General features: G+C 66.4%; 20 protein-coding genes and 2 tRNA genes. 10 read left to right on the top strand and 12 right to left on the bottom strand.

From position 1 onward, the window contains the following. Positions 1-82 precede the first annotated feature (82 nt). The 3 genes from ACE026_RS10400 to ACE026_RS10410 all read left to right on the top strand — a co-directional run bounded on the left by ACE026_RS10400 (position 83) and on the right by ACE026_RS10410 (position 2,862). Positions 83-1,972, top strand: coding sequence for an MFS transporter (locus ACE026_RS10400; protein WP_486038942.1), 1,890 nt, complete (start codon positions 83-85; stop codon positions 1,970-1,972). Between the two features lie 111 nt (positions 1,973-2,083). Further along, entirely contained in the window at positions 2,084-2,443 is a 360-nt protein-coding gene (locus tag ACE026_RS10405) for a CD225/dispanin family protein (RefSeq protein WP_123729974.1), read from the top strand. Then, the gene (locus ACE026_RS10410) at positions 2,443-2,862 is read left to right on the top strand and encodes a DUF2752 domain-containing protein (protein ID WP_486038943.1); all 420 of its coding nucleotides are present in this window, start codon (positions 2,443-2,445) and stop codon (positions 2,860-2,862) included. The genes ACE026_RS10405 and ACE026_RS10410 overlap by 1 nt, the downstream gene beginning before the upstream one ends. A 9-nt stretch (positions 2,863-2,871) precedes the next feature. Here ACE026_RS10410 and ampE read toward each other — a convergent pair whose 3' ends face one another. The 5 genes from ampE to ACE026_RS10435 form a co-directional block, all read right to left on the bottom strand. Then, complete coding sequence (gene ampE / locus ACE026_RS10415; RefSeq protein ID WP_486038944.1) at positions 2,872-3,765, bottom strand: regulatory signaling modulator protein AmpE; 894 nt, start codon at positions 3,763-3,765, stop codon at positions 2,872-2,874. 120 nt (positions 3,766-3,885) lie between these two features. Then, complete coding sequence (gene nudC / locus ACE026_RS10420; protein ID WP_486038945.1) at positions 3,886-4,791, bottom strand: NAD(+) diphosphatase; 906 nt, start codon at positions 4,789-4,791, stop codon at positions 3,886-3,888. Positions 4,792-4,860: 69 nt separating this feature from the next. Continuing rightward, on the bottom strand, positions 4,861-5,250 hold the full coding sequence (erpA, locus tag ACE026_RS10425) for an iron-sulfur cluster insertion protein ErpA (protein WP_019185327.1): 390 nt from the start codon (positions 5,248-5,250) through the stop codon (positions 4,861-4,863). A 37-nt stretch (positions 5,251-5,287) separates the two neighbouring features. Further along, positions 5,288-5,749 (bottom strand): bactofilin family protein, encoded by a 462-nt coding sequence (locus tag ACE026_RS10430; protein WP_486038946.1) that lies wholly within the window; start codon positions 5,747-5,749, stop codon positions 5,288-5,290. A 4-nt stretch (positions 5,750-5,753) separates the two neighbouring features. After that, positions 5,754-6,503, bottom strand: coding sequence for a DUF6776 family protein (locus tag ACE026_RS10435; protein WP_121040594.1), 750 nt, complete (start codon positions 6,501-6,503; stop codon positions 5,754-5,756). 181 nt (positions 6,504-6,684) lie between these two features. Between ACE026_RS10435 and ACE026_RS10440 the strand changes: the two genes are divergently transcribed. From ACE026_RS10440 to ACE026_RS10450, 3 genes are read left to right on the top strand one after another with little or no spacing between them, the layout of a single operon-like run. Beyond that, entirely contained in the window at positions 6,685-7,311 is a 627-nt protein-coding gene (locus tag ACE026_RS10440; RefSeq protein ID WP_088433585.1) for a DUF4126 domain-containing protein, read from the top strand. A gap of 57 nt (positions 7,312-7,368) precedes the next feature. Further along, positions 7,369-9,228, top strand: a complete 1,860-nt coding sequence (locus ACE026_RS10445) for an EAL domain-containing protein (protein ID WP_486038947.1) — start codon at positions 7,369-7,371, stop codon at positions 9,226-9,228. Positions 9,229-9,230: 2 nt separating this feature from the next. After that, positions 9,231-11,546, top strand: coding sequence for an ATP-binding protein (locus tag ACE026_RS10450; RefSeq protein WP_486038948.1), 2,316 nt, complete (start codon positions 9,231-9,233; stop codon positions 11,544-11,546). Position 11,547: 1 nt separating this feature from the next. Here ACE026_RS10450 and bfr read toward each other — a convergent pair whose 3' ends face one another. From bfr to ACE026_RS10465, 3 genes are all read right to left on the bottom strand, one after another. Beyond that, a complete protein-coding gene (bfr, locus tag ACE026_RS10455; protein WP_121040602.1) occupies positions 11,548-12,018 on the bottom strand; it encodes a bacterioferritin in 471 nt (156 codons plus the stop codon). 107 nt (positions 12,019-12,125) lie between these two features. Beyond that, a complete protein-coding gene (locus tag ACE026_RS10460) occupies positions 12,126-12,332 on the bottom strand; it encodes a (2Fe-2S)-binding protein (protein ID WP_486038949.1) in 207 nt (68 codons plus the stop codon). A gap of 116 nt (positions 12,333-12,448) precedes the next feature. Continuing rightward, complete coding sequence (locus tag ACE026_RS10465; protein WP_486038950.1) at positions 12,449-13,081, bottom strand: RNA pyrophosphohydrolase; 633 nt, start codon at positions 13,079-13,081, stop codon at positions 12,449-12,451. A 121-nt stretch (positions 13,082-13,202) separates the two neighbouring features. On the opposite strand from ACE026_RS10465, the gene ACE026_RS10470 reads away from it, so the two are divergent. After that, positions 13,203-13,279, top strand: a tRNA-Met gene (locus tag ACE026_RS10470). Positions 13,280-13,328: 49 nt separating this feature from the next. Further along, a tRNA-Gln gene (locus ACE026_RS10475) sits at positions 13,329-13,403 on the top strand. Positions 13,404-13,840: 437 nt separating this feature from the next. Here the strand turns inward: ACE026_RS10475 and rpsI are convergent. Next, the gene (gene rpsI / locus ACE026_RS10480; RefSeq protein WP_017354549.1) at positions 13,841-14,233 is read right to left on the bottom strand and encodes a 30S ribosomal protein S9; all 393 of its coding nucleotides are present in this window, start codon (positions 14,231-14,233) and stop codon (positions 13,841-13,843) included. 2 nt (positions 14,234-14,235) lie between these two features. Continuing rightward, complete coding sequence (gene rplM / locus ACE026_RS10485) at positions 14,236-14,664, bottom strand: 50S ribosomal protein L13 (RefSeq protein ID WP_017354548.1); 429 nt, start codon at positions 14,662-14,664, stop codon at positions 14,236-14,238. Positions 14,665-14,845: 181 nt separating this feature from the next. Between rplM and coq7 the strand changes: the two genes are divergently transcribed. Beyond that, a complete protein-coding gene (coq7, locus tag ACE026_RS10490; protein WP_123729966.1) occupies positions 14,846-15,490 on the top strand; it encodes a 2-polyprenyl-3-methyl-6-methoxy-1,4-benzoquinone monooxygenase in 645 nt (214 codons plus the stop codon). 135 nt (positions 15,491-15,625) lie between these two features. Here the strand turns inward: coq7 and sugE are convergent, their stop codons facing one another. Further along, the gene (gene sugE, locus ACE026_RS10495; RefSeq protein WP_070472306.1) at positions 15,626-15,943 is read right to left on the bottom strand and encodes a quaternary ammonium compound efflux SMR transporter SugE; all 318 of its coding nucleotides are present in this window, start codon (positions 15,941-15,943) and stop codon (positions 15,626-15,628) included. A gap of 169 nt (positions 15,944-16,112) precedes the next feature. Beyond that, complete coding sequence (gene speD, locus ACE026_RS10500; protein WP_019185315.1) at positions 16,113-16,907, bottom strand: adenosylmethionine decarboxylase; 795 nt, start codon at positions 16,905-16,907, stop codon at positions 16,113-16,115. Positions 16,908-17,077: 170 nt separating this feature from the next. On the opposite strand from speD, the gene crp reads away from it, so the two are divergent. Beyond that, the gene (gene crp / locus ACE026_RS10505) at positions 17,078-17,743 is read left to right on the top strand and encodes a cAMP-activated global transcriptional regulator CRP (protein ID WP_019185314.1); all 666 of its coding nucleotides are present in this window, start codon (positions 17,078-17,080) and stop codon (positions 17,741-17,743) included. The last annotated feature ends 23 nt before the right edge of the window (positions 17,744-17,766 follow it).

Genomic DNA, 17,766 nt, shown 5'->3' on the forward strand with positions numbered 1-17,766 from the left:
GGTCGGCAGCGCCGCCCAACGGCGCTGCCATGCTCCGCCAACAGGGAGAATGCTAGGCTGCGCCGGTTCGCAAGGAGTCTCCATGTCCGGCCATAGTCAGTTCGCTCTGCTCAGACAACGCCGTTTCCTGCCGTTTTTCATCGTCCAGTCGCTGGGCGCGTTCAACGACAACGTCTACCGCCAGGCGATCATCGCGCTGCTGTTCTTCCTCGGCACGCCGATCGAAGAGCGCTCGCTGTATACCAACCTGGCGCCGGCGATCTTCATCCTGCCGTATTTCCTGTTCTCGGCGCTGGCCGGCCAGATCGCGGAGAAGCTGGAGAAATCTCGGCTGATCGTGATCACCACGACCATGGAAATCGCGATCATGTCGCTGGCCGCGCTTGGTTTCCTGACCGAGAGCATGCCGGTGCTGCTGGTCGCACTGTTCTGCACCGGCATGCAGTCCACCCTGTTCGGGCCCGTGAAGTACTCGGTGCTGCCCTCCATCCTCAAGCCTGAAGAGCTGACCGGGGGCAACGGCTTGGTCGAGATGGGCACCTCGCTGTCGATCCTGACCGGCATGATCGCCGGTGGCCTGATCTTCGCCCTCTCCGGAAGCCATGGTCCGATCGTGGCCGCCACCGCCGTGATCGTGCTGGCCGTGGCCGGCAACCTGACCGCACGGATGATTCCCAAGGTCGATGCCGGCGCACCGGACCTGAAGATCCACTGGAACCCGCTGCCGGAGTCGCTCGCGGTGCTGCGCATGGCCAAGAAGCAGAAGGCCGTGCGCAACGCGATCCTGGGCGTGTCCTGGTTCTGGTTCGTCGGCACGATGCTGACCTCGCAGCTGCCCACGTATGCCGAGGTCAACCTCGGTGGTGGCTCCCTGCTCTACATCTTCGCGCTGGCGCTGTTCTCACTCGGCACCGGCACCGGCTCGCTGCTGTGCGAGAAGCTGTCCGGGCGCACCGTGGAAATCGGCCTGGTGCCGCTGGGTGCGTTCGGCATGACCGCCTTCATGCTCGACCTGTACTTCGCCCGCGTCGGCGAAGCGGCGACGGCCGGGCTGTCGATCTGGCAGTTCGTGCAGGCCCCGGGCAGCGCGCGCATCATCATCGATCTGATCGGCATCGGCCTGTTCACCGGCTTCTTCGTGGTGCCGTTGTTCGCGCTGATCCAGAGCCGCACGGCGAAATCGGAAATGTCGCGCGTGTTCGCCGCGCTCAACATCCAGAACTCCGGCTTCATTGTGCTGGCGGCGGGGCTGGGCCTGCTCACCCAGCGCGTGCTGGACTGGACCATCCCGCAGCTGTTCCTGGCCTTGGCGATCGCCAATGCCGTGGTGTCGATCTACATCTTCACGATCGTGCCCGAATTCCTGATGCGCTTCCTCAGCTGGGTGATGGTGCGCGCGCTGTACCGGCTGCGTCCGCATGGCATCGAAGACAACGTGCCGGACGAGGGTGCGGCGCTGATCGTATGCAACCACGTCAGCTACATGGACGCGCTGATCCTGTCGGCGACGATCCCGCGCCCGGTGCGCTTCGTCATGTACTACAAGATCTTCAACATCCCGGTCATGCGCTGGATCTTCCGCACCGCCAAGGCGATCCCGATCGCCGGCGCACGCGAGGATCCGGCGCTGATGCAGGCCGCGTTCGATGAAGTGGACAAGGCGCTGGCCGAGGGCGAGCTGGTGTGCATCTTCCCCGAGGGCGCGTTGACCCGCGATGGGCAGATGGGCGCGTTCAAATCGGGCGTGGAGAAGATCCTGGAACGTCGCCCGGTACCGGTGGTGCCGATGGCGCTGCGCGGGATGTGGTCGAGCATGTGGAGCCGACGCGACACGCGCCTGGGCCGCATGCGTGTGCCACGCCGCTTCCGCGCGCATGTCGAGGTGGTCGCATCTGCGCCGATCGCAGGCGAGGTCGCCACCGCGCCGATGCTGGAAACCCAGGTCAGGCAACTTCGCGGCGATCAGGCATGAGCCCCGCCCTGCCTGCATGTAACCGCATACATAGAGGCAGGCACATCGGTTAGATTACCGCCCGGGACACCTCGTACGCACCCACCCACCCAAGCAAATGGAGTTTCGCTGATGAATGCCACCGCCCCCCTGCCGCCCGCCCCGGGCAGCATCCCGAACCACCTGATCTGGTCGATCGTCGTCACCATCCTGGCGTTCTTCGTGTGCTGCCTGTCGTGCCTGAGCTTCCCGGGCATCGTCACCGGTGTGGTCGCCATCGTGTTCGCCAGCAAGGTCAACGGCCTGCTCAACCAGGGCGACCTGGAAGGCGCACGTCGTGCCTCCAAGAACGCCAAGATCTGGGCGTGGGTCACCACCGGCTTCCTGATCGCCGGCGTCGTGCTGTTCGTGATCTCGCTGGCCTTCATGGGCGTGGACGGTTACATGGAACAGATGCAGCAGTTCCAGCAGCAGATCGAAAGCAACAGCTGATGATCGCGCTGCACGGCAAGCGCTGGTTGCTGGCGGCGTTGCCGCCGGCCGCCTTGGCGGCGGGCGCGGGGTTGTGGGTGCTGCGGCACTATGACCCCAACAGCGCCAGCAGTCCGTTTCCGCCGTGCAGCTTTCTGACGGTCACCGGGTATTACTGCATCGGCTGCGGGCTGACGCGTGCATTGCACGCGCTGGCCCACGGCGATGTGGTCACCGCGTTTTCGATGAATCCGCTGGCCATGCTGATGCTGGCCATCGCCCCGCTGGTACTCGGCTGGGCACTGGGCTGGCGGCCACGCGCGCTGCAGCCGTTGATCACGCTGCTGATGAAGCCCGCTTTCTGGCTGATCCTGCTGCCCGCTTACTGGATCGCACGCAACCTGCCGTGGGTGCCGTTCACCTGGTTGGCGCCGGGCTGACCCGGACCGCTAGGTGACCCAGCCGGCGATCACCAGCAGCGCAAGCACCGCCATCCACAGCAGCAGCATGCGCCACACCAGGCTCATCGCATCGCGCAGCTCCGGCAGGCGACGCCATACCGGCACCATCCCCGCATCACTGTAATCATGCGCATCCTCGCGCAGCTCGGCGCTCACGCTTGCCCGCGCGACCGCACCGAGGAAGTGTGTCGAGGCCGACCTCTGATTGCCGTGCGCCTCGCGCCAGGCCTTGAACGCGGTATCGAAATTGCCGACCAGCGCCATCGACAGCGACATCAGCTGCGCGACCGGCCACTCCAGCCAGGCCAGCACCACGCGCGCACCGGCGACCGCTTCCACGCTGGCCAGCGAGCGCATCGGGCCAACCGCCAGCAAGGCGAGCAGGCGATACAGCAGCGCACCGACCGGGCCCAGCAGCAGGAACCAGAACAGCACCGCGAACCAGCGCCGCAGCGCGTTGAGCACGGTGGCTTCGACGAGCGAGGGGACGTCTTCCTGCAGGCTGCCACCGGCGGACTGCAGCTGCGCGATCGCCAGGTGGCGTGCGTGGGCGTCATCGGCGTCGATCACCGCCTCGACATCGCGGTCCAGATCGCGCGGGCCCCAGCACATCACCAGCACCAGCACGCCCAGCAGCAGCGACGGCAGGCCGTAGACGCGGTCATCGAACAGCCACTGGAGCAGGCCCAGCACTGCCACGAACGGCAGCACCGCCAGCCATGCGCCCTTGCGGCCGCGCCAGGCCCCGTCTTCGGCGGCGTGCCGGCCCAACCACTGCAGCCAGCGCCGGTACAGGCCGAAACGCCGCAGCGCGACGGCCGCGCCCGGCGCGACATGGCCCAGGGCCAAGGCAACCAGCACGGCGACCAGGGTGGTGAACATGTAAGCCTCCGGCTCGGGACGTGGAACGCGCCGCTACTATGCCTTGCGGCCCGGCAATTCCCCGGGCCGTTGGTAATGTACCGCGCCGCGTGTTCAGCCTGCGGCAACGGCGGGCAGCCGTCAGGCGACCTGCTGGCGGTACCAGTGCTCGATCAGGCTGCGCGAGATCGAGATGGGTGGGGACAGACGGATGCCTTCGCCGTCATCCTCGACATCCCGGGCCAGCGCCGCGCCTACTTCCTCGGCAGTGAACCAGCGCGCATCTTCCAGCTCGCCGTTCACGGTCGGCACGTCGTCTTCGGCCGTGGCGGCGAAGCCCAGCATCAGTGCGCCCGGGAACGGCCACGGCTGGGTGCCCAGGTAGCGGCACTCACGCACACGCACCCGGCTCTCCTCGAAGACCTCACGGACCACGGTCTGCTCCAAGGATTCGCCGGGCTCCACGAAGCCGGCCAGCACCGAGTAACGGCGCGGGGCCCAGTTGGCCTGGCGGCCGAGCAGCAGCCGGCCCTGGTTCTCCACGGCCACAATCACCGCCGGATCCACGCGGGGGTAGTGTTCGGTGGCGCACTGGCCACACCGGCCCACGAAGCCACCGCGGCTGAAGGTGACCGCGCCGCCGCACACCCCGCAGAAGCGGGTGCGCGACTGCCAGTAGGACATGCCCCGGGCGTAACAGAAGGCGGTGGAATCGGCGATGGACCAGGTCGCGGCGGACTGGCGCAGGTCGACCCGCTGCGGCGCCGTCACCGACAGCCCGGCGGCCTCCATCGAGAACCACGCCTGCTCGCCGCGCAGGCCGAGGAAGACCGCGGTACCCGGGCCACCGCCCAGATCCGCGCCGGTCAGCGGCAGCGGCTGACCATCGTGGCCGGCCAGCGCCGTGCCGTCCTGGTCGAGCACCAATACACGCGCGTCCGGCCACAGGCGCAACAACGCATCGGCGTCATCGCGCAGGGTATCGGCGCGCTCCAGCGGCTCGCTGACGAAGGCGAAACCGGAAAGCTGCGAAGAGAATTTGGACATCGCAAGAGCCTGCCCACATTCGGCGGGACTGGCAAGCGGCAACCGACCGTCAGGCCGGTTGCGCGCACATCACATGCTGAAACTGCTGCCGCAGCCGCAGGTGGTCTTGGCGTTCGGATTGCGGATCACGAACTGCGCGCCGGTCAGGCTTTCGGTGTAATCCACCTCGGCGCCCATCAGGTACTGCAGGCTCAGCGGATCGACCAGCAGCGTGACGCCGGCGGTATCCACCGCCAGATCGTCCTCGGCGCGGTTCTCGTCGAACTCGAACCCGTACTGGAAGCCGGAACAACCGCCGCCTTCGATGTAGACACGCAGGGCGAGGGCAGCGTTGCCCTCATCCTGGATCAGCTCCTTGACCTTGGCCGCAGCGGCCTCGGTGAAGTTCAGCGGACGGTCCAGGGACTGGTAGTTCGGCGCGGCGGCGGGAGCGCCGGGCAGGGAAACAAGCGTGCTCATGCCCCCAGCATGGGGGTGCATGAGCACGGTTTCAAGCTCAGGCCATCGCCTCGGCCAGCTTCTTGCGGGCCGCGGTGTCCTTGCCCTTGCCCTCGTCCGCATCCCCGGACGGCGGCGGCAGGGCCATCTGCGCAGAGGTGTGGATCAGGCGGCCGGTCAGCTGGGCGCCGGCGTGCATTTCCACCACCTGGTAATGGATGTTGCCCGTCACCCGGGCGCTGGGGGTCAGTTCGACCCGCTCGGTGGCGTGCACATCCCCGTCCAGGCGGCCGCTGATGACCACCACCTGGGCGCGGATCTCGCCCTCGATGGCGCCATGCTCGGCCACCGTCAGAATGGCGTTGCTGGCGCCGTCCTGGGCGATCACCTTGCCCAGGATGGTGCCTTCCACGTACAGGCCACCGCTGAATTCCACGTCCCCGCGGATCACCACCTGCGCGCCGATCAGCGCGTCCACGACCAGATGTCCGTCGCGGTTGGATTTGTTGCTGCCAAACATGGGCTTATTCCCCTTCTTTTGCCGATGCCGCCGGTGCGCCGGCCTGCTTCCAATCGAATACCTGGGTGGCGCCCCCCGCGCCCGATCCCAGCGTGACCCGCACACGTTGCGGGGTGAAGCCTGGTGGCAGCATCACGCTGCCGGTGAGCTGCTGGAAGTACCGGAAGGAATAGTCCTGGCCCGGTACCTTGGTGCGCTGGTGCAGCTCGTCCCAGCTGACCGAGGTCAGCTTGCCGTCCTTGACGCCTTCCACCGTGAAGCGCATCTGCCCCTGGCTGATCGCCCCGCGGTTCAGGTTCTGGGTCAGCACCACGGCGTACTGCCAGGTGCCGCCCGTCTCCGGCGAGAACTCCACCGAATGGGTGTTCAGGCCCTTGCGCTGGCTGGTCGCTCCGACCAGGCGCTCATAGAAGGCCACGTCGGCGCGCAGGCCGGCGATTTCTTCGTCGCGCTCGCCCAGCGAGGTCTGGACTTCGTTGTTGGCGGCGCGGCTGATGCGGTCGGACGCCTGCAGGGTCGCCTGGCGCTGCTGCAGTTCGATGAGCTGCTGCTGGAGGCGCTCATTGCGGGTCTCGGCGGCCTTGAGCTGGGTGCCGACGTCACCGCCGGGCGAGCCCAGCCAGGCGCCCAGCAGCACGGCGAGGATCAGCGACAGCAGCCAAGCCCCGCCAAGCACCAGCAGGCGCTTGCGGTCCTGCACGGGCGGCGCGCCCGGCCGGCGGATCTGGATGCGGGAAGGTGTGGGTTTATTCATGGCAGTCCTGGGCGACCGCGCCTGCCGGCGCTGTCACAACGGCCCCTGTCTGGAACGACGGGCTAGTGTAAGTCAGGGGAAAGACCTTGTCCGCGCAGGGGCGGGATCGGGGCAGTGGCGTTCATGGACGTCATCCCCGATAGTGTGCGCCTGTGCACATTCTGCAGCCGGAGCGCGTGCCATGACCGAAGCCCACCTGTTCGTGATCGGCATCCTGCTGGCCTGGCTGGCCGGCATCCGCGTGTACCTGACCGTGTTCGGCGTCGGCCTGGCCGGCCTGCTCGGCTGGGTCGACCTGCCGCCCGCGCTGCAGGCCACGGAGTCCTGGTGGGTGCTGGGCACCTCGGCGGCGCTGGCCATCGCCGAGTTCTTCGCCGACAAGATCCCCGGGGTCGACTCGGTCTGGGATCTGGTCCAGACCCTGGCCCGGGTCCCGGCCGGTGCGTTCCTGGCCGCCGCCACGCTTTCGCCCAGCGGCGAGCTCAGCGGCACCGCGCTGGTGGCCGGGGCCGGCGTCGCGCTGGCCAGCCACGGGCTCAAATCCGGTACCCGTGCCCTGCTCAACACCTCACCCGAACCGGCCAGCAATTGGATCGCCTCTGCCGCCGAAGATACCGTAGTGGTCGGCGGGCTCGCGCTCGCGCTGGCGCACCCCTGGCTGGCGCTGATCCTGGTGGTGGCGTGCAGCCTGATCGGCGCCTTGATCGTGTGGATGATCTGGCGGACGTTGTGGAAAGGCATGCGCTGGCTGATGCGCCAGGCCGACAGCGGCCAGACGCAGGTCAAACCGGGAACCCTGCCACGGTAATGCGCGCCCCGCCCTCGGGCGTTCGTCGCATAATTGCGGCGCAGACTGGGAGTACTGATGGCCGTTCACGACAACGTTGTTGCATCCGCCCGCGCCGTGCGCGCTGAAACGCCGCCGGCCGACCACTGGCAGCGCTGGCAACGCCAGGCGTCCCCCGCGCCCGTGGTGCACAGCAATGTCGTCGCGCTGACGCCGGCGCCGGCCAGCCCGCCGCCCCTGCTCCCCCCGATGCACGCCGAGACCGGCAACCTGCCGCCGCCCGGCATCGACTCACCGTACCGCGTGCTGATCGTCGAAGACGACCGCTCGCAGGCCCTGTTCGCGCAGAGCGTGCTGCACGGTGCCGGCATGGAGGCGCTGGTGCACAACGATGCCGAGGGCGTGCAGCAGGCCATCGCCGAGCATCGTCCCGACCTGATCCTGATGGACCTGCATCTGCCCGGGCTGGATGGCATGCGCCTGACCGCACTGATCCGCCAGCAACCCGGCCAGCAGCTGCTGCCGATCGTCTTCCTCAGCGGCGACCCGGATCCGGAGCGCCAGTTCGAAGTACTCGACAGCGGCGCCGATGATTTCCTCAGCAAGCCGATCCGCCCGCGCCACCTGATCGCGGCCGTGTCCAACCGGATCCGCCGCGCACGTGCCCAGGCCGCCTCGCAGGCGGGCAATGGCAGCGCACCGGCGATGAACAACCCCGAGACCGGCCTGCCGACCCGCCATCATGTGATGCAACAGCTCGGCGCCTCGCTGGCGCACCGCGACCACGGCGGTCTGTTCTTCATCGAGATCGCCAGCGCGCTGGGCCTGCGCGAACGCTACGGCTATGCCGCGTTCGAACGGCTGATGACCCAGGCGGGCCAACGGCTGGCCGATGCCGCCCAGCCCCACCTGCTGGCACGCTTGAACGACAACAGCTTCCTGGTGCTGGCCCGCGGGGCCGACGAGGCCACGCTGGATGCGATGGCGCATGCCCTGCGCGAGCAGTTGTCCACGCGCACGTTCGTGATCCGCGATGACGAATCCGTGCACCTGCGCGGCGTGGTCGGTCATGCCCAGCTCTCGCCGGGCTTCTCCGATGCGGGCAGCGCACTGGAAGCGGTCGAACGCACCACCCTGCAAGCACGCCTGCTGACCGCAGGCGTGGCCGCCTACGTGCGCCGCGAAGATGTGGCCGCGCAGGAACACCTGGCGTTGCTTGAAGGGCAGCTGGAACTGGCCTACCAGCCGATCGTCGCCGTGGCCGGTGGCAACACCGCGCAGTACCAGGTGCTGCTGCGGCTGCGCCAGGCCGATGGCAGCGTGCTGGCCGCCGGGCAGGTGATTCCGGCCGCCGAAGCAGCCGGGCGCATTGCCGATCTGGACCAGCAGGTGCTCGATCACGCGTTGGGTCTGCTGGATCTGTACCGCCACGCCGCGCAGCCACTGCACCTGTTCGTCTCGCAGTCACTGCGCACCCTGGCCCGCGATGCCTTCGGTGACTGGCTGCTGGAATCGCTGGCGAGCCGGCAGATCGACGGCAGCGCGCTGGTCATCGACGTACGCCTGCCCGATGCCCTGATCCACACCGTCACCCTGCAGCAGTTCTGCACGCGCATGCATGCGGCCGGCGTGCGCTTCTGCCTGAGCCAGTTCGAGCCGGGCGATGAAGCCAATGCATTGATGGCGCAGCTGCCGTTGGCCTACGTGCGCATGGCCGCGCGCTTCTCCAACAGCCACACCAACCAGCACACGCGCGACGAACTGCGCGCGGCGATCGATCTGGCGCACCGCGCCGGGCTGCGCATCATCGGCCAGCAGATTGAAGACCCGCAGGCAGCGGCCGCGATGTGGATCGGCGGGGTGGATTTCATCCAGGGCAACATGGTCCAGTCCGCCGGCAGCGAACTGAACTTCGACTTCCAGAACTCGGTGCTCTGAGCATGGGACGCCACGGACGGCCAGCCCCCTCCTCCACCCCGGCCTCGCTGTGGATCAGCGCTGCGGCGGCCGCCCTGTGTGCCACTGCCGCGGTGATGGCGCGCATCGGTGCCAATGGGCCATGGATCGACATTGCCGCCGGCACCGGCGTGCTGGCACTGATCGCCGGCATCCAGGCGGTACGCCGCTGGCGTGACGCGCAGGACCAGCTGGAGAGGCTGCAGCAGCGTAATGAAGCGCTGGTGCTCGAACGCGATCAGCTGCAGCAGCGCCGACAGCAGCAGAACCAGCTGGAACAGGAACTGCTCAGCGCCAAGCAGGCCGCCGAAGCCGCGGCGCTGGCCAAGGGTGAGTTCCTGGCCACCATGAGCCACGAGATCCGCACGCCGCTCAACGGCATCCTGCCGATGCTCGATCTGATCGCGCGCGGCCAGCTCGGCAGTGACCAGCGCCAGATGCTGCAGACCGCCGCCACCAGCTCGCAGCAGCTGCTGCGCATCGTCGATGACATCCTCGATTACTCCCGGCTCGAGGCCAAGGGCCTGAACCTGGAGATCACCACGTTCAACCTGCGCGAGCTGCTCGAAGGTCTGGTGCAGTTGATGCAGCGCGCCGCCGATCCGAAAGGCCTGCAGCTCTCGCTCGAACTCGACCCGGCGGTACGCCTGTCCGTCCGTGGCGACCCGGTGCGCCTGCGCCAGGTACTGAGCAACCTGCTGGTCAATGCGATCAAGTTCACCGAGCGTGGCCAGATCCGGCTGCGCGTGCAGCGCCAAGGCGAGACCAACGCGCAGCACCAGCTGCGGTTCGAGATCGCCGACAGCGGGATCGGCATCGACGATGCCCTGCAGGCGCGCCTGTTCCAATCCTTCAGCCAGGCCGATGCGTCCACCACGCGCCTGTATGGCGGCACCGGGCTGGGCCTGGCCATCTGCAAGCGCATCATCGACCTGATGCACGGCCGCATCGGCGTGCATTCCACCGTGGGGCGCGGCGCTACGTTCTGGTTCGAAATTCCCCTGCTCAAGGTGATCGGCGATCTGCCTGCCGTGGGCAACACGCGGCGTGCCCTGCTGATCACCCGCGATGCCGTGCTCGCCCAGCGCATCGAGCGGGTGACCCAGCACCATGATCTGCGCCTGCACACCGTGGAGACCAGCGCCGAAGCGATCGACGCCCTGCGCGCCCCACAGCGCCCCGGTATCGACCCGGCCCTGACCTGGGTGATCGCCGATACCGACAGCCTGCGCCATGGCACCCAGGCACTGCAGAAGGCGGTGGCCGGGAACGAACGGCATCCCACTACGCAGCTGTTGTGGCTGTATGGCGATGAGGCGCCCGCGCCCGAGGCGCTTGGCCCGGGACCCGCCCTGGCGCGGCAGGGCGCTGACAGTGAACTGCACGCGCTGCTGCGCCCGGTGGTGCCCAGTGCGCGCCCGGCCGCGCTGCTGGCCGAGGTGGAATACGCAGGCTCGCCCACGGCACTGCCGCAGTTCCCGCTGCGCGTGCTGCTGGTGGAAGACAACAGCGTCAACCTGCTGGTCGCGCAGCGGCTGCTGCAGGTGCTGGGCTGCGAGGTGGAGACCGCCACCCAGGGTGAGCAGGCACTGGAGGCACTGCACGCCCGGCCGTTCGATGTGGTGCTGATGGATTGCCAGATGCCGGTGCTGGATGGCTACGACGCGACCCGCCGCTGGCGCGCGCACGAGGCCACACGGGGCGCGGCGCGGCTGCCGATCGTGGCGATGACCGCCAATGCGATGGCCGGCGACCGTGAGCGCTGCCTGCAGGCCGGCATGGACGATTACCTGTCCAAACCGATCCACCGCGAAACACTCCAGGCCGTGCTGGCTCGCTGGGGAAGCGTGATGGCCGACGACCCGGCGCTGCTGCCGCCCTCAACGCTGCCGCGGACCTTTGCACCCACCGCAGCGGTGCCCGCACGCGACGAGACACCCGCCGCGGTGCTCGACCAGGACGTGCTCGATGAACTGCTTGAAGTGATCGGCGCGGACACCGCGCGGGTCATCGGCGTGTTCCTGGATGACACGCCACCGTTGATCCGCCAGCTGCAGGACGCTTCCGTCGCAGCGGATCTGGACCAGCTGCGCGCGTTGGCGCACAGCCTCAAATCCGCCAGTGCGAACGTAGGTGCGATGGCCCTGTCGGCCGCGGCTTGGCGGATCGAGCACGATGCCCGTGCCGGCACGCTGGAGCGCCCCGCCGTGGCGGTGGCGCTGTTGATCGCTGAGTTCGCGCGTGCACGGATCGCGCTGGCCGGCTATCACGCCCGCCTGCGCGCCCCGCTGCAGGGCTGACTCAGTCTTCGATCTTGGTCAGCAGGTAATTCGGCTCACCGATGCGCTCGATCAGATCCAGCTGGGTTTCCAGCCAGTCGATATGCTCTTCCTCGGACGCGAGGATCTTCACGAACAGCTGGCGGCTGACGTAATCCCCGATCGAATCGGCATACGCGACGGCCTCGCGCAGCGTGACCACGCCATCGCGTTCCAGGCTGAGGTCGCACTGCAGGATCTCAGCCGGGTTCTCGCCGATGCGCAGCTTGCCCAGCGCCTGGAAGTTCGGCAGGCCTTCGAGGAAGAGGATGCGGTCGGACAGGATGTCCGCATGCTTCATCTCTTCGATCGATTCCTTGTATTCGTGATCGGCGAGTTCCTTCAGGCCCCAGTTCTTCAGCATCTTGGCGTGCAGGAAGTACTGGTTGATCGCGGTCAGCTCGTTGTAGAGGACCTTGTTGAGGAATTCGATGACTTTGGCGTCGCCCTTCATGAGCGTGCTCCTGCTGCGTGGAATCGCGGGCACTGTAGCGCCTTGGGCAGAACCATGGAGGAACGCGAATCGTGCTCAGTTGCGGCCCGCAACCGGGCGGGCCGGGCTCAGGCGGCTTGCAGGCCGAGAACCGGCAGCGGCAGCGCGTGGGTGGCGCTGAACTTGGCCAGCAGGTCCGCCGCCATGTCCAGGCAGGAGCCGCAGGTGGCGCCGCAGCCGGTGCGCATCGTCAACTCGGACACGCTCACGACACCGCTCTGCGCGGCTTCGCGGATCTGATGGTCGGTAACCCCGTTGCAGATGCAGACGTACACGTGCGGACTCGGCAGGCAGGCCCGGATCGGCCTGCTGCTATTCCAATCGAAATGCGAATGGTTGTCAATTTCGAACCTGAATCATTCTCGATACGGTTCAGAGCCGCCAGCAGCGCTCAGACGGCGCCGGGCTCGCCCTTGGCCTTGCTGCGCGGCCAGTAGCCGCCACCCCGCTTGGGCGTGGTGCGCTTGCGCGGCCGGTCGTGACCGGCGGCGTTGCCCGGCATCCAGGCTTCCTGGGCGGACTTGGGCATCGTTTCCACCCCCGTCCCGGCCCCCCCCCGTGCCAGCGGCGCCAGATGGCGCAGCGCACGCGCATAGACGCCCCGCTTGAACATCACCACATGTTCGACCGGGTACCAGAAATCGACCCAACGCCACTGGTCGAACTCGGGGCTGTCCGTATGGTCCAGGGTGACGTGGGATTCGTCCCCGGCCAGCCGGAGCAGGAACCACACCTGCTTCTGGCCGATACAGACCTGCCGTTCATTGCGGCGGATGGCCCGTGCCGGCAGCCGATAGCGCAGCCAACCCGGCGTCGCCCCGAGCACTTCAACGTGCTCGGGCAACAACCCGGTTTCTTCCTGCAACTCGCGATACATGGCTTCGACAGGCGTCTCGTCGGTGTTCATGCCGCCCTGCGGGAACTGCCAGCCATCCCGGCGCACACGTCGTGCCCAGAAAACCTGCCCATCCTGCCGCATCAGCACAATACCGACGTTCGGTCGATAGCCGTCCGGATCGATCACGATGCGGACTCCTAGAAAAATCTACTGATCGGGACTGTGCCACGCCCGCTGCCCACTCACAAGCGCGGTGAAAAAGTGTTGACAGATTCCGAATACATCTCCAGAATTACCGGCTCCCTGAGGCTATGTAGCTCAGCCGGTTAGAGCACAGCACTCATAATGCTGGGGTCGGTGGTTCGAGTCCACCCATAGCCACCAAGTTCGCTTGGTTTTTCAGGGAAAAAGTGCAATAATTGCACGCACATTTTGCCCCGTCGCCAAGCGGTAAGGCACCTGACTCTGACTCAGGCATTCGGTGGTTCGAATCCATCCGGGGCAGCCAAATAAAACAAAAGGCCTGATCGAAAGATCAGGCCTTTTGTTTTATTTGGGCGGCTGACCGGGCGCACGGCGCCCAGTGCCCCAACCTCGCGCAGCAAGGCTGGGGCCAGCCTTCTTTCCCGCGCCTGGCGGCGCGCGCCCTTGGACGCCAAGGGGGCTGTTTCACCAGAGAGAGGGTGCACGGCCGACACACTGGCCACACCGGGCCGCGAAAGCAGCCGACCAGCGGTCGGCACTACCACCGCCACCGCCCCATGAAGCAGCCGCGAGCGCACCAGTGACGTCGCAGGTGTCGCCACCGCTCGCAGCACCCCTCCGACAACCAGCTGATCTGCGCGGCGGACACCCGCTCCCGGAAACGACAAAAGCCCGGCCGAAGCCGGGCTTTTGCGTACCTCCCAGCGGGATCCCGAAGGATCCCACGCCAGGCGCGATGGATCAGCGCTTGGAGAACTGGGTGGCGCGACGTGCCTTGTGCAGGCCGACCTTCTTACGCTCGACTTCACGGGCGTCACGGGTCATGAAGCCAGCCTTGCGCAGCTCGGACTTCAGGGTTTCGTCGTACTCGACCAGCGCACGGGCGATGCCCAGACGGATCGCACCGGCCTGACCGGTGGTACCACCGCCAGCGGCGGTGACCATGATGTCGAAGCTTTCGGTGTTCTTGGTCAGTTCCAGCGGCTGACGCACGATCATGCGTGCAGTCTCACGGCCAAAGAACTCGTCCAGCGGACGACCATTGACGGTGATGTTGCCGGCGCCCTTGCGCAGGAACACGCGGGCGGTGGAGGACTTGCGGCGGCCGGTGCCGTAGTTTTGCGTGATAGCCATGATTAGATATCCAGAACCTGAGGCTGCTGAGCGGCGTGCGGGTGCTCGGAACCCGAGTACACCTTGAGCTTGCGGTACATGGCGCGGCCCAGCGGGCCCTTCGGCAGCATGCCCTTGACGGCGGTCTCGATGACACGCTCCGGGTGGCGCTCAAGCGCCTGGGCCAGAGTTTCGGTCTTCAGGTTGCCGATGTAGCCAGTGAAACGGTGATACAGCTTGTCCTGCAGCTTGTTGCCGGTGACGGCAATCTTTTCTGCATTGATGACAACCAGGTAATCACCGGTATCAACGTGAGGGGTGTAAACCGGCTTGTGCTTGCCGCGCAGACGGCGGGCCAGCTCGGTGGACAGACGGCCCAGCGTCTTGCCGGATGCGTCGACGAGATACCAGTCGCGCTGGACGGTCTCGGACTTTGCAGTGAAAGTGCTCATGAAAGAACTCTAGTAGGTCGGGCTCATTACGGCGCAGTACGGCCGGAACTCTGCCACGCGTTGTGAAGAGGCGGGATTGTACTGGCCATCCTCGCCACATGCAAGTTGACCCCGATTCCGGCTTGGCACACCGGCCCCGGAGGGCGAGAATCGACAGTCCCCCGCCGCGACACTTCCTGCCATGACCGCGCTCCGCCAGATCACGCCGCTCGACCACCTGCTGACCGAAGCCCAGCGGGCCCTGGATACGGTGTTCGGCAATCCGCCGGCCAGCCGCCCCTACCCTGCCGAGGCCACCCCGGATGTGCAGATGGCCGCTCCCGAGCGCCGCCACGCGGCCGGGCTGATGCGCATCAATCATGTCGGGGAAGTCTGCGCCCAAGGCTTGTACTTCGGCCAGGCCGCCGTGGCCCGTGAGCCGGAAACCCGCGCCCACCTGCTCGACGCCGCCCAGGAAGAGACCGACCACCTGGCCTGGTGCGCGCAGCGCCTGCGCGAACTGGACAGCCGCCCCAGCCTGTTCAACCCGATCTGGTATGCCGGCAGCTACACCATCGGCACCCTGGCCGGCCTGCGCGGGGATGGCTGGAACCTGGGCTTCGTGGTCGAGACCGAACGCCAGGTCGAAGCCCATTTGGACGAACACCTGGATACCCTGCCCCCGGCCGATCTGCGCAGCCGCGAGGTGATCAAGGTGATGAAGATCGACGAGGCGCGCCACGCCGACCATGCCGAGCATGCCGGCGCGCGGAAGCTGCCGGCACCGATCCCGTCGGTGATGGCGCTGGCCTCCAAGGTCATGAAGACCATCGCGTACCGCCTTTAAGCCTCCACCGCGCCGCGTGCATCTGGTGAAAGCCCCCCCTGAGTCAGGGGGCGCCGCGACGCGGCGGGGGTATGGGTGTTCAGTGAACCGTGGGAGCGCCAGCGCGGTGGGAGCGCCAGCGCGAATGCGAGGGCGTTACCCCGAGACCAGCTTCAGGCCGATCACACCGGCCACGATCAACGCGATACAGGCCAGACGCGACGGCGAGGCGCTGTCGCCGAACAGGAAGATGCCCAGCATCGCCACGCCCAGCGCGCCGATACCGGTCCAGATCGCATACGCCGTGCCGACCGGAATGGATTTCATCGCCTGGCTCATCAGGTACAGGCTGACCAGCGCGGCGGCAACGGTGGCCAGGGTGGGAAGCGGCTTGCTGAAGCCTTCGGAGTACTTCATTCCGATGGCGAAGCCGATCTCGAACAGACCGGCAACCAGGAGATAGATCCAGGGCATGGGGGATTCCTTGGGTTAACAAAAGCAAAACGGCCCGGTGTTTTCACACCGGACCGTCGTCGGTAGCTGCCGTGGAACCGGGTTTTGCGCAAACGCCGGTTCCACAGGGCGGGCCGTCCCGCCTGAACGAGGCCGTCCGGGCCAGGCCCGGACGACATCGCGAAGTGCCTTACTCGGCCAGATTGCGCCCATGGAACAGCTCTTCGATCTCACGACGCAGCAGCGCCTCGATCTTCATGCGTTCCTTGAACGAAAGGTTCTTGGCCTTCTCTTCGAACAGGTACTGGTCCAGATCGAAGTCCTTCAGGTGCATCTTCGTGTGGAAGATATTTTCCTGATAGACATTGACGTCGAACATCTCGTAACGCGACTTGATGTTCTTGGCCAGGAAGTTCTGGATCGAGTTGATCTTGTGATCGATGTAGTGCTTCTTGCCCTTCACGTCACGGGTGAAGCCACGCACGCGGTAATCCATGATCACGATGTCCGATTCCAGACTCTCGATCAGGTAGTTCAGCGCTTTCAACGGGGAAATCACGCCACAGGTGGCCACATCGATGTCCGCGCGGAACGTGGCGATGCCCTCCTGCGGATGGGTTTCCGGGTACGTATGGACGGTGATGTGGCTCTTGTCCATGTGGGCAACCACGGCGTCGGAGATCAGCTCCTTGCCGGCCTGCTTCTTGTCGATCACCGGCTCTTCCGAGATCAGGATCGTCACCGAGGCACCCTGGGGGTCGTAGTCCTGGCGGGCCACGTTCAGGATGTTCGCGCCGATGATCTCGGCAACGTCGGTCAGGATCTGAGTCAGCCTATCGGCGTTGTACTCTTCATCAATATATTCGATGTAACGCTGGCGCTCCTCTTCGGTGCGGGCGTAACAGACGTCATAGATGTTGAAGCTCAGCGCCTTGGTGAGGTTGTTGAAACCCTGCAACCTCAGGCGAGGCAACGGCTTGACCACGGCGGTCGATCCTGTGTGTGGTGGGAAAGAAGTAATTATGGGGCAAAGTGATCGGGGGCGAAACTTGCATTGAAACGAGTACCTGTGCTCGGTTTGCCCTTAACAATTCGGATCGTTAAGCTCCCGGCACATAGCCGTGAATTCTTCATGAGCAATCGGAGCGCCTCAACGTGTCAACTGTGCGCCTTGCCACAAGTCCATTGGCCCTGGATATCGCAACAATCGATCGCTTCCTGGCCCACAGCCACCGCCGCCGTTACCCCGCCCGTACCGACGTGTTCCGCCCAGGCGATCCGGCCGGCACCCTCTACTACGTGATCAGTGGATCAGTCTCAATAATGGCTGAGGAAGATGACGATCGTGAGCTGGTGCTGGGCTACTTCGGCTCGGGAGAGTTCGTCGGTGAGATGGGGCTGTTCGTCGAATCGGACCGGCGCGAGGTGATCCTGCGCACCCGCACCCCGTGCGAGCTGGCCGAGATCAGCTACGAGCGTCTGCATCAGCTGTTCCTGGGCCCGCTCTCGGCCGATGCGCCGCGCCTGCTCTACTCGATCGGCCAGCAGCTCTCCAAGCGCCTGCTCGACACCAGCAGGAAAGCCAGCCGCCTGGCCTTCCTGGATGTAACCGACCGCATCGTACGGACCCTGCACGATCTTTCCCGCGAGCCGGAGGCGATGAGCCACCCGCAGGGCACCCAGCTGCGCGTCTCGCGTCAGGAACTGGCCCGCCTGGTCGGCTGCTCGCGTGAAATGGCCGGCCGCGTGCTCAAGAAGCTGCAGACCGATGGGCTGCTGCATGCCCGCGGCAAGACCGTCGTGCTGTACGGCACCCGCTGAGCCTTGCCCACGTGGTGGGGGGC

This window comes from Stenotrophomonas sp. AGC87 (genome assembly GCF_057333975.1).